The 11,230-nt window shown below is 45.1% G+C and carries 11 protein-coding genes; 3 read left to right on the forward strand and 8 right to left on the reverse strand.

What is annotated here, in order from left to right; genetic code table 11:
• Positions 1-11 precede the first annotated feature (11 nt).
• Positions 12-1,802, reverse strand: coding sequence for an L-fucose isomerase (locus tag AB4Z50_RS20710; RefSeq protein WP_441881539.1), 1,791 nt, complete (start codon positions 1,800-1,802; stop codon positions 12-14).
• A gap of 126 nt (positions 1,803-1,928) precedes the next feature.
• On the opposite strand from AB4Z50_RS20710, the gene AB4Z50_RS20715 reads away from it, so the two are divergent.
• Positions 1,929-2,948 (forward strand): LacI family DNA-binding transcriptional regulator, encoded by a 1,020-nt coding sequence (locus AB4Z50_RS20715; protein ID WP_441881542.1) that lies wholly within the window; start codon positions 1,929-1,931, stop codon positions 2,946-2,948.
• A 45-nt stretch (positions 2,949-2,993) separates the two neighbouring features.
• Here AB4Z50_RS20715 and AB4Z50_RS20720 read toward each other — a convergent pair whose 3' ends face one another.
• The 7 genes from AB4Z50_RS20720 to AB4Z50_RS20750 all read right to left on the reverse strand — a co-directional run bounded on the left by AB4Z50_RS20720 (position 2,994) and on the right by AB4Z50_RS20750 (position 8,781).
• Positions 2,994-3,515: an ABC transporter permease gene (locus AB4Z50_RS20720; protein WP_441881545.1), complete on the reverse strand. Its 522-nt coding sequence runs from the start codon at positions 3,513-3,515 to the stop codon at positions 2,994-2,996.
• Positions 3,516-3,680: 165 nt separating this feature from the next.
• Positions 3,681-4,769, reverse strand: coding sequence for a tetratricopeptide repeat-containing glycosyltransferase family 2 protein (locus AB4Z50_RS20725; RefSeq protein WP_441881548.1), 1,089 nt, complete (start codon positions 4,767-4,769; stop codon positions 3,681-3,683).
• Positions 4,770-4,919: 150 nt separating this feature from the next.
• The gene (locus AB4Z50_RS20730) at positions 4,920-5,126 is read right to left on the reverse strand and encodes a hypothetical protein (protein ID WP_441881551.1); all 207 of its coding nucleotides are present in this window, start codon (positions 5,124-5,126) and stop codon (positions 4,920-4,922) included.
• Between the two features lie 97 nt (positions 5,127-5,223).
• Entirely contained in the window at positions 5,224-6,072 is an 849-nt protein-coding gene (locus AB4Z50_RS20735) for an NAD-dependent epimerase/dehydratase family protein (RefSeq protein WP_441881554.1), read from the reverse strand.
• 15 nt (positions 6,073-6,087) lie between these two features.
• The gene (locus tag AB4Z50_RS20740) at positions 6,088-7,029 is read right to left on the reverse strand and encodes an aldo/keto reductase family protein (protein WP_339203683.1); all 942 of its coding nucleotides are present in this window, start codon (positions 7,027-7,029) and stop codon (positions 6,088-6,090) included.
• Between the two features lie 212 nt (positions 7,030-7,241).
• Complete coding sequence (locus tag AB4Z50_RS20745; RefSeq protein ID WP_441881557.1) at positions 7,242-7,802, reverse strand: hypothetical protein; 561 nt, start codon at positions 7,800-7,802, stop codon at positions 7,242-7,244.
• Between the two features lie 124 nt (positions 7,803-7,926).
• On the reverse strand, positions 7,927-8,781 hold the full coding sequence (locus AB4Z50_RS20750; RefSeq protein WP_441881560.1) for an AraC family transcriptional regulator: 855 nt from the start codon (positions 8,779-8,781) through the stop codon (positions 7,927-7,929).
• A gap of 148 nt (positions 8,782-8,929) precedes the next feature.
• On the opposite strand from AB4Z50_RS20750, the gene AB4Z50_RS20755 reads away from it, so the two are divergent.
• Entirely contained in the window at positions 8,930-10,228 is a 1,299-nt protein-coding gene (locus AB4Z50_RS20755; protein WP_441881563.1) for an alpha-glucosidase/alpha-galactosidase, read from the forward strand.
• Positions 10,229-10,370: 142 nt separating this feature from the next.
• Positions 10,371-11,144: a cupin domain-containing protein gene (locus tag AB4Z50_RS20760; protein ID WP_441881790.1), complete on the forward strand. Its 774-nt coding sequence runs from the start codon at positions 10,371-10,373 to the stop codon at positions 11,142-11,144.
• Positions 11,145-11,230: the final 86 nt, after the last annotated feature.

Below are 11,230 nucleotides of genomic sequence, written 5' to 3' on the forward strand. Positions count from 1 at the left end.
AAACCTCCGATTTATTTGTAGATAGGCCCGAAATTTTGACAAGCTAGGTAATCGGCATTCTCTGGATTCGCCGTACCGAACAATCCCCATGCTCTTGGGCGGAATACACGTTCTCTCGAAACGTTATGCATATTAACCGGAATCCGTAGCATCGAAGCGAGCGTAATTAAATCAGCGCCGATGTGTCCATAGCTGATAGAGCCGTGATTTGCACCCCAATTATCCATTACCTCATAAACGGAACCGAAAGCCCCTTCACCCGTCAAAATTGGTGCAAACCATGTTGTCGGCCAAGTCGAATCGGTACGTTTGTCGAGTGTGTCATGGACATCCTGCGGCAATTCTACCGAATAACCTTCTGCAATTTGTAGTACAGGGCCAATGCCCTTCACCAAATTAATGCGAGACATTGTCATCGGCATGCCCCCGCGCGTTAAGAAATCAGAGGAGTAACCGCCTCCGCGGAAATATTCGACCGAAGCTGGCCGCCATGACGTAGCATCCAAACATTTTTGCGCTTCTTCCTCCGATATTTCCCAGAACGGCTTCATGACCGGTTCGCCATCCTTCGTCTGCTCTCCTGTACCGTCAAGCGTTGCTGAACCGGAGTTGATCAGATGGAGCAAACCGTTCTCAGCTGCACCCGCCAGCTTGTGTCCCGTGACTCGCTCCACAGATTCTGGGCTCCAATACGTACGGACATCGGCAAAAATTTGAGCGGTATTCGTAAGCAAATATCCGAAGAGCATAACCACGCCATTCAAGCTGTCATTTTCCGTAGCTACCATATAAGGCGCCCTTATGCCGTTCCAATCGAAGGATGAATTAAGTATGGATTCCATGAAATCACCGTTTGGAAAATGATCCGTCCACTGCCGCTGCCCTTGGAATCCAGCTACGATCGCGTTACGGCCGCCAGCTTCCTCGCCGAAGCCAAGTTTGGCAAGCTCAGGGTTGCCAATCATCAGATCACGGGCGATTTGCGTCATTTTCACAACTGTTTCCCAGTCCTCATCTTTACGCTCTCTTGACGTCTGGATATCCGCAGCATTGTTATCCGCTCCTTCGATACAGTTCTCCTTCACCCAGGTAAGCGCTTTCTCAAACTCCGCTGTATCATATATGTTCTCTTCCATACGGCGTACAAATTCAGTCATATCGATGTACTCGGTACGCATGCCAAGATATTCTTGGAAGAAAGCGTCATTTACGATTGAACCGGCGATACCCATAGATACAGAACCCATCGACAAATACGATTTACCGCGCATATAAGCAACCGCCAGGCCTGCTTTTGCAAATCCAATCAGTTTATCTTTAACATCAAACGGAACGGAAGTATCGCCAGAATCTTGAACATGCTCACCATAGATACCGAAAGCCGGAAGCCCTTTTTGCGCGTAACCCGATAGTACAGCTGCCAGATACACCGCGCCTGGGCGTTCTGTCCCATTAAAGCCCCATACCGCCTTCGGAATGCTTGCATCCATATCCATCGTTTCCGTGCCGTAGCACCAGCAAGGCGTTACCGTTATCGATACCCCTACGCCAGAGGTTGCAAATTTTTGCGCACATGCTGCTGCTTCAGCTACTCCGCCAATACAGCTGTCAGCGATGACACATTCGACCGGTTCGCCGTTTGGATAACGCAAATTGTCCGATAAAAGCTTAGCAGTCGCGATTGCCATGTTCATGGTTTGTTCTTCCAATGATTCTCGAACGCCTTTTCTTCTTCCGTCAATTGTTGGTCGAATACCTATCTTTGGAAACCCTGATTGAAAACGAAAGCTAGTATCTGTCATATTAAAACCTCCATTATGTTATAATAATGTTACCGATAACATTAAAATAACAACAATAAGGCTTGCTGTCAATGACTACTTTTTTGTATGATAGAATCTACGATTTATCCATAAGGGGATTACGAAATGGTAACGATATATGATGTAGCCGCTAAGGCAGGCGTCTCCGCTATGACCGTCTCCAGAGTTATCAATAACACTGGTAAAATAAGCGAAAAAACGAGAACGAAGGTAACTCGTGTTATGGAGGAGCTGGGTTATGTTCCGAATCAAACGGCGCGAAGCCTCGTACTCCAGCAAACGAAGCTGCTATTCCTGCTTATAACGGATATTATGAACCCTTTCTATACGACACTCGCACGCGGCGCGGAAGATGCTGCCAAACGTTCGGGTTATCGTCTGCTGTTTGGAAACAGCGACGAAAATCTGGAAAAAGAAGCCGATTATGTGACGACCATCTTAACGACTCGCGTTGACGGCGTTCTTGTCGCTCCTGCTGGCGATCCCTCTCTTCCTCATTTGAATTCGCTGCGCAAGCATAATGTGCCATTTGTGCTGCTTGACCGTGAGGTGCCGGGCATTGATTGTGATATCGTGCTTGGTGACAGCAGAGACGGTGCAAGAAGGCTTGTTGAGCATCTAGCCTCACAAGGGCATCGCACAATAGCGATGGTGAATGGTTCTTCCTCCATCTCCAGTGCGAGATTAAGGCTGCAAGGCTATCAAGATGGCATGAAGCTCAATGACCTGGACTATAAAGAGAAATATGTATTTGAGACCAGCTTTGGTCCTTTAAACGATTTGACCGAAATGGGGCAGTGGTTCGATCAGCTCTCCCCTCCTCCAACGGCTATCGTTGCGGGCAACAATGTGCTTGCTGTAGAAATTTTACGACTGTTCCGTGAACGCGGAATGAGCGTTCCTGACAATATGTCCATCGTTTGCTTTGATGATCTGGGACCTTATTCAGAAGTAGAACCATTCCTTACCGTAGCCGCTCAGCAGGCTTATCAGTTCGGCTACATGGGCATGCAAATGCTAGTTGACCGCATACAAGAGCGTGAAGCCGCGCTGCCATGGAAAAAAATCGTTTTGCCGGCGGAGCTGATTATTCGTCGATCCGTGAAGGAAATCACTTCACTCTAGCTAAGATTGTAAAAAAGTGCCTAGAGGAAACCTCCAGGCACTTTTTTAGTTTATTCTTGCTCCTTCAAAACGAGTAGCTAAACCGCTCTGGATTTGAACATTCTTATTCAAAACGGTGGCAAAAACCTGTACTCGATCACGAGCCTGCAATTGTACAAGACCGCTGGCCTCAATAATGCCGCTTGTATTTGTAAAATCTTCTTGATCTGAAATTCTTGGCACGCCGTTTACTCTTATCTCCAAATCAAGCGTATAGGTTGTGACCGTAACCGTTTGAAAGAAAACACTTGCAAAAAGAGCGTAAACGCCTTTTTGTTTTGGACGAAAAGTTGAGTTTGCCGGGTTGTATTCATTGTTGAGATCCAGTTCTTCCACTTGATAAAGAACTTTGGCAGTTGTACCATCAAGAAGATTCTGATCGATTCCAGAAACAGCTCTGAACGCGGATTTGCGTCTTCTCACTGGCTTACAGATCAATTTCTTGCTAACAGGCCGCTTGCAGACAACCTCTTTGCAGATCAATCTTTTGCTGCTTTGTTTTACCTTCCTTGCTCTTGTAGCAGTCATGCTTTCCCCTCCTTCTAACCCTATTATTTAGCTGGTAACAAATCTAGTTGTTCTAGCAATACATTATTATATGGATCGAATTGATTAATAGAGACGGTACTTGTCTAGCAAAGATGAAACAGGCTGTTTTTATAAAAAATAAAAAGTAGATTTGTTATAATCCTGCTAGCTTCCAGCCTTTCTTTTGCCCAGTCGTTGCTCTAGCAATCGTTTGTTGTCTAATAGGTTTGTATCCGTGGGAGCATACGAAAGAGCAATTTCATTATGCTTATACGCATGCTCTAGTTTCCCTAACTTGCCGTAACAGGCCACTAGCTGCAAATGGGGAAACCATGTCCAAGCCATGTGGTTAATGCCAAGCAGACGTTTTTCTGGTTTTTCCAGCTTCAGTGCCAATTGGTACCAGTTAACCGCTTTCTCATAATCATGGATTTCCTGAAAATAGTATGCGATACGGCATACGTAATCAGCACGCGGGATATCATAGTTGAATGTTTTTATAAGAGAATGCAGCTCCTGCTCTTTATTGCCAAGATCATGATGACAATGAGCCATTCGATCACAAGCTAGCAATCGATCTTCAAAGTAGCTTGCGCGATTAGAAATAATAGCTTCATAAATCTCAATTGCCTTTGCAAAATAATTATTAGCGGTTAACTCCATTGCATAGTGAAGCAATTGCCGATTGGAGAGAACGGCTCCTTTCGCAAGCATTCTTTCATAAATACGCAAATTTCGTTCTGAGTTTGTATGCACGCGCCCGTGACTCACAGCAATATCAGAGAAGATAACATGCCCCTCAACTGCCAAATATTCATGCACGGGATCATGCCACTGAAATTGCTTGGAGCGCTTCACCAGCCGGTTTCTTTGAATGACAGCTGTAGGCTGTCCAAGAGGATCGAAACCAACATAATAATCCATGCTGACGGAGTCCACAGTTGAATCTAGCGTTTGTTTAAGCAAGCTGAGCTTCGTTCTATCATTTTCTTGAAGCCAATCGTCTGCATCCAGCCATAAAATATAATCTTGAGCAGCATGGCTGAAAGAAAAATTTCTCACAGCCGAAAAATCGTCATTCCAATCCATATGAAAGATTCGACTTGTGTAGTTAGCTGCAATTTCCTTTGTCTTATCTGTCGATCCCGTATCTACAATTATGATCTCTTCAACTAGGTCTTTGACGGAGTTTAAGCATTTTTCCAGTACTTGCTCCTCGTTTTTTACAATCATGCATAAACTAATCGTAATCATTGCTTCACACCTCCATAACCTATTCTCTAAGCAGTATATGGAGCCATAACTTGTGGTGTTTGGACAAATATACAAACAAAAAAAGGCCGGAAGCTCCTCCTTTTACGGAGAAATCCGGTCTTAATTGTCGTTTGCATATGAACGTTAACTCTAGTATTGCTTTGGTGGAACCTCAGGCGGAATGTCCGGCTTAATCTCAGGTTCAACCTCCGGTTTAATTTCCGGGATCGTCTGCGGCTCAATTTCCGGAATAGGCTGGTCGGGCTTAATTACCGGCGAATCCGGGGGGACAATTTCCGGCTCCTGTCCTGGATTTGTCTCAGGAACCTCCTGCGGCTTGTTTTCATTATCTAACATGCTTCATCAGCTCCTTTCGCTTATAAGCATGTTTACCCCAAAACAGTCCTAAAATAACGTTCACCGCATAATTTTTTTCTCAGACTCGACTTTCCCTTTACCCGTTGACGTAATCGCGCCATTGATGTTTTGGCTTCCAGTTGAGCAGCCGTTTAGCCTTCTCATTGCTAAGCAATGTTTCGTGCCCCTCAAGCGGCTTGCGGTAATCATTGACCTCCGGAAAACGAGCGGCCATTAGCGCCCGGCTTGGCAGCGCCATGCTGCTATCATCCGCTGCAAGATTAAGCGCCACGCTTCCGAGCCCCTCTGCTTCAATAGCGAGCTGACAAGCTTCCGCCGCATCTCTCGTATCAATGTAGCTCCATAGAATACGCTCGCGTTGCTCGGGATCATGGATAAATGACTCGAATCGCTCATACGCTTCTGGTGCAATAACATTGCCTAGGCGGAATGAAACAACCTGCATGCCTGTTCTCCGGTTTATCATATCCGCTGTTTGTTCATTTACGATTTTGGACAAGCCATAGCTGTCCTCAGGAAGCTGCGGATGCTCTTCATCGACGGGAACATACTTAGGCCCGAACTTCTCTTTGGCAAATACGAGGCCATAAGAGGATTCGCTCGAAGCAATAACTGCCTTGCGGATGCCAAGACCCGCTGCAGCCTCCAATATGTTGTAGGTAGACATCACATTGTTGTGAAACGTAACCTCATTCGGATGCGAATACGCAACTGGGATGGCAGCCAAATGAACAACAGCATCCGCCCCAGCCAATACGCCGTACACTTCGCCCAAATGGTTCAAATCAACGATTACGGTGCGGCATAGCGGTTCGGCTGGATGCTTCACATCCGCATTCACAACCTCGTATCCCTGCTCAACAAAATGCTTAACTACCCATTTCCCCAGCATGCCGCTGCCGCCTGTAACAACTACTTTCGGCACTTCATTCACTCCTTCTTATGCTCCTAATATTTGTTCAATCCGCTCCGTAATATCAGCGCTTAGCACGACGCCCGATGCCTTCACATTCTCTTCCACCTGTGCAGGATTGCTAGCTCCAACGAGTGCACTAGATACATTCGGCTGACGCAAAATCCATGCAAGCGCCAGCTGGCCAACCGTTAACTCCAGCTCTGCTGCCACCACGCTCAGCTCGCGCACTTTATTAATTTTCTCTTCCGTCACACCTTTGCGCATGCCGTCAAGCTTCGCTGCACGGCTGTCCGCAGGCACATCATTCACGGAACTGTATTTGCCCGTTAACAGACCTTGAGCGAGAGGCGAGAACACGACTTGTCCAATACCGCCGCGCTCTCCGTAAGGAATGACTTCCTTCTCGATATAACGGTTAAACATATTATAAATCGGTTGGTTAACCACGATTCGGTCGAGCAAGTAACGATCGGCAATTGCATGCGCTTCCACCATTTGCGCGGTTGTCCATTCGCTAACGCCAACGTACAGCACTTTGCCTTGGCGCACCAGATCATCAAGCGCACGAAGCGTCTCTTCCATAGGTGTACTTGGATCATGGCGGTGGCAGTAATATAAATCTACATAATCTGCTCCAAGCCGTTTCAAGCTCGCATTGCACTGCTCCATAATATGTTTGCGGGATAGTCCCCGATCATTTGGACCATCACCCATCTGTCCAAACACTTTCGTTGCGAGCACATAGGATTCCCGTGGAAAAGCACGAAGCGCTTCTCCCATCAGCTTCTCTGCTTCCCCTCTCTCATATACATTCGCTGTGTCAAAAAAATTAATGCCAAGCCCGTAGGCTGTTTGAATCGCTTTCACCGCATTTTCACGTTCTACATAACCGCCGTATGTCAACCAGCTTCCCAGACTGATCTCGCTAACCTTCAATCCACTTTTCCCTAAATGACGAAATTGCATCTCTACTCATCTCCTTATGAATTGTAAAATAGCAATCGAAATGCTGCCTTAAGCACGCTCGCATCTCTATTCTAGAGAAGTTTGTATCATTATGTAAGTAGTGAAAAAAAGGTCACTATATTATATGAGATATACATACTATACTTAAAGTAACTGCTAGATTCTTGATCTTTATCCTAAAATAAACCCGTCGGGACGGGTGATTGGCAATACTATTCGTCCAACCATTGCTGCACTTTTTCGTCCATTTCTTTTTGTAAATCTTCTAAATTGCCGCTTTTATTATGCAGCATATCCAAATACTTTTTGGGAAACATCTTTTTCAACGAAGATTGATAAAGGCTGCCGTCTTTCGGTTCAATGTATTCGGTTACAACATATCCCGCTGCTTTTTTCTTCAAACGAATGACCGCAGGCAAGGAATGTCCCGCTTGATTTTCCAGTCCCGAAAATTTATTAAATCCGCCAAAATAGGAATGCATATACACCGTAATGATGCCCGATGATTCGCTTGTGCCGTAAACCTCATGCACCTCAAACTGTTTTTCCGTTTGAGAGGAGACGGAATCGTATTTTTGAATAATATAATTTGAAATAACTTCGTTCATATCATCTGATAATTGTGTTTCTTGATTGGAGGATTGCCTCTCCAACGACTCGCTAGAGACCACTTTCCCACTGCTATTCGTTGTTCCATTATTAGTCTCTTCCTTTTCGCAAGCACTAAGAATGCAAACCGCTGCTAGCAAAACAAACCAAAGCTTGAACCTCACCAAAAATCCCTCCTCTTCATTCTCATAATCATAGACTCTTTAATGATTACTTAGGTTGCATTTATGGATAAATTATCCACTGCATTCGAATGCCCACCTATCTATTTTCCGCTCGTATATCGTTCTATTGCTTATTCAAGTTCTTCCGAAATTCCGTAGGCGATTGTCCGCTCCATTTGTGAAATTGCTTCGTAAAAAAGAGCGGGTCATTAAATCCAACAGATGAGGCAATCTGGGCGATCGTAAGCTCGCCTTCAAGCAGCTCCTCTGCTTTCTTCATTCGTACCTTTTGTAAATATTGCATGGGTGGCAGCCCCGTCGCATCCTTGAACAGCCTCGTTAAATGCGCGCGATGATAGCCGAGTGTTTGAGCAATTCCTTCTATAGAGAGCTGCTGTCCATATTGGAGCGATATGAGGCGAATTGCCTGATCAATTTGGCGGTAAGAACGAGATTCTGGTACGATCTCTTCGGTTATTCTCGTTTGGTTCATTCGTCCAAGCTCATGAAATATTAGTCTCAGCCAACCCGAAGCCTCCATATTGCCAAGCGCTGGGGCATTCGTTTTCTCCATACCTTTGCGTATTTTCCGAAACATCCGATAAATCGTCGGCAGCGAAAATCCACGTATAACAGCAAGGTCCGGCGTGATCCCAATCGAACTAAGAGAAGCTTCCACGATATCTCCCGAGAAGGCTACCCATGTATATTTCCAAGGATTGTGCAGGCTTGCCTCGTATTTGACCAAAATATCCGGAAAAATGATGAAGGCATCCCCCGCGCTGCAAGAATACGTCTTCCCCAGCGTTTCAAATGTGCCTTCCCCATCCAGTACAATGTGAATTAAATAATAATCATGAACAGCAGGTCCTATAAAATGGCCCGCGACCGGTTCGCCGATTCCGCTGAACAAGACCGACATTTCGCCTTTCAGCGGAGCTGTATTAATACTCATGGTTATACGATGATGCGTTTCCATCCATACACCTCCAATAAGCTGACTTCTCTAAGCATACTAAATGATGCAACATTTCTCCATATAATGCTTCGTTCCTTCCATATTCATTTGCAGTTGTTCTCCTTATACTAAAGGAGTCAGCAATCATCCAATAGGAGGCTATTGTCTAATGTCTAAAATTACTTTTATCGGCGCAGGAAGCAGTGTTTTTGCCAAAAACATTCTTGGAGATGTCATGCAGACACCTGCACTGCAAGGTTTTGAAATCGCTTTATTTGACATTGATGCGGAGCGTCTTCTCGATTCCGAGCAAATGCTGCTTAATATTAAAAAAACAAGTGAAAGCACTTGCGAGATTAAAGCTTATACCGACCGAAAAGAAGCGCTTCGCGGTGCCAAATACATCGTAAACGCCATTCAAGTAGGCGGCTATGATCCGTGTACGATTACCGATTTCGAGATTCCAAAAAAATACGGCTTGCGCCAAACGATTGCCGATACCGTAGGCATTGGCGGCATTTTCCGTAATCTACGCACGATTCCTGTGATGCTGGATTTCGCTCGCGATATCAACGAGGTTTGTCCTGATGCCCTGTTCCTTAACTACACCAACCCAATGGCCGTGCTCACGAATGTCATGAACACCTATGGCGGCGTGAAAACGGTTGGCTTATGCCACAGTGTACAAGTTTGTGTGCCGCATTTATTTGATCATTTGGGTATGGACACAACGGGCGTTAAGTACAAAATTGCAGGCATCAACCATATGGCATGGCTGCTTGAAGCAAGCAAAGACGGAGTTGATCTTTACCCGGAAATCAAACGCCGTGCAGCCGAGAAGCAATTGGAGAAACATCATGATATGGTTCGTTACGAGCTCATGCTGAAATTCGGCTACTACATCACCGAATCTTCCGAGCATAACGCGGAATACCATCCATACTTCATCAAACGCAATTATCCAGAGCTGATCGAGCGTTTCAACATTCCTCTCGATGAGTATCCGCGCCGCTGTGTTAGTCAAATTGAAGGCTGGAAATCCATGCGCGATTCACTTATTAATGACAGCAAGCTGGAGCACTGCCGCAGCCATGAATATGCTTCGTACATTCTCGAAGCAATTGAAACGAACAACCCGTTCAAAATTGGCGGCAACGTGATGAATACTGGGCTTATTACGAATCTTCCGAAGGAAGCTTGCGTAGAAGTACCATGCCTCGTGGATGCGAATGGCGTTACACCAACCTATGTTGGCGACCTTCCGCCACAGCTTGCAGCATTAAACCGTACGAACATCAACACGCAGCTATTAACGATTGAAGCGGCAATTACTGGCAAGCGAGATCATATTTATCACGCAGCAATGCTTGATCCGCATACCTCAGCAGAATTGTCTATGGATGACATTGTATCGCTTTGTGATGAGCTCATCGAAGCGCATGGCAGCTGGCTTCCAAGCTATAAATAAACGAATAGGCAGACGAGTGCATCGTTATTCATGCACTTGTCTGCCTTGTTTTTTTCCAGTAACCTTCACCATCATATGGGCAAACACATATCCTATCCCAGTAAACATTTACCAGCTAATGGAAGAGGGGCAGGATTTACAAATGACTTCTTATATGGACTATACGTCTCCACAGACGGAATTTGCTTATGATTTGAACAATAGTACTTTTTTCAAAAAAGATCCATACAACTACATCAACTTGCTTTCAGTGAAGCAATTGAATACGTTAGGCAATTCGTCGCTTCTTGATATATACCTTAGCAAAAGCAATGTCGTTGAGCCTCATTACCATCAGAATGCCTCCGAGCTCGTATATTGCATATCAGGATCAGCAGAAATTGCGCTTATGAACCCTTTTACGAACGAGTTCCTTCATTACTTGGTACAGCCTGCTCAAGTCGTCAACATTCCGCAAGGCTGGTGGCACTATGAAATGGCGACCGTCGATAATACTCATCTGCTAGCCATCTTTGATGCGCCAATCCCAGAAGTTATTTTTGGCTCCGATATTTTAAGATTAACTCCAACCAATATCCTTGCGTATACCTACTGCTTAGATCAAGAAAAATTAGAAAATGCATTAGCACCTTTAAAAGACACCGTTATTCTGGGACCTCCGAGCAATTGCAGCTATAATCCCGTACAAGGCCAAAGCAAAAATATGCAAAAGCCTAATCAAGCTCCAATGCAGCAGCAAGCTCCAGTGCAATCGAATCAAGTATTGCAATCCAATCAAGTATTGCAGCCAAACCAAACGTTGCCGTCCAATAAAGCATATCAGCCTAATCAAGCTATTCAGTCGAACCAAGCTAAACCTAACCAAGGCTATTACAATCAAATGTATGGCCAGCAATATTATCAGCATCCATATTAATAACTTAAACCCACAGAAACCGACAAAAAAAGAGGGAACCCAAGCGTTGCTTCGGGTCACCCTCTTCTTTATTGTAAGCAAAATCT

The organism is Paenibacillus sp. 2TAB26 (assembly GCF_052115145.1).
Taxonomy (GTDB): domain Bacteria; phylum Bacillota; class Bacilli; order Paenibacillales; family Paenibacillaceae; genus Pristimantibacillus.

What these genes read in the sequence shown, in the direction of transcription:
- AB4Z50_RS20715 (WP_441881542.1), top strand. Translation starts at nt 1,929, where the DNA reads ATGGTAACGATATATGATGTAGCCGCTAAGGCAGGCGTCTCCGCTATG.
- AB4Z50_RS20760 (WP_441881790.1), top strand. Translation starts at nt 10,371, where the DNA reads ATGACTTCTTATATGGACTATACGTCTCCACAGACGGAATTTGCTTAT.
- AB4Z50_RS20750 (WP_441881560.1), bottom strand. Translation starts at nt 8,781, where the DNA reads ATGGAAACGCATCATCGTATAACCATGAGTATTAATACAGCTCCGCTG.
- AB4Z50_RS20725 (WP_441881548.1), bottom strand. Translation starts at nt 4,769, where the DNA reads ATGATTACGATTAGTTTATGCATGATTGTAAAAAACGAGGAGCAAGTA.
- AB4Z50_RS20720 (WP_441881545.1), bottom strand. Translation starts at nt 3,515, where the DNA reads ATGACTGCTACAAGAGCAAGGAAGGTAAAACAAAGCAGCAAAAGATTG.
- AB4Z50_RS20710 (WP_441881539.1), bottom strand. Translation starts at nt 1,802, where the DNA reads ATGACAGATACTAGCTTTCGTTTTCAATCAGGGTTTCCAAAGATAGGT.
- AB4Z50_RS20740 (WP_339203683.1), bottom strand. Translation starts at nt 7,029, where the DNA reads ATGCAATTTCGTCATTTAGGGAAAAGTGGATTGAAGGTTAGCGAGATC.
- AB4Z50_RS20755 (WP_441881563.1), top strand. Translation starts at nt 8,930, where the DNA reads ATGTCTAAAATTACTTTTATCGGCGCAGGAAGCAGTGTTTTTGCCAAA.
- AB4Z50_RS20730 (WP_441881551.1), bottom strand. Translation starts at nt 5,126, where the DNA reads ATGTTAGATAATGAAAACAAGCCGCAGGAGGTTCCTGAGACAAATCCA.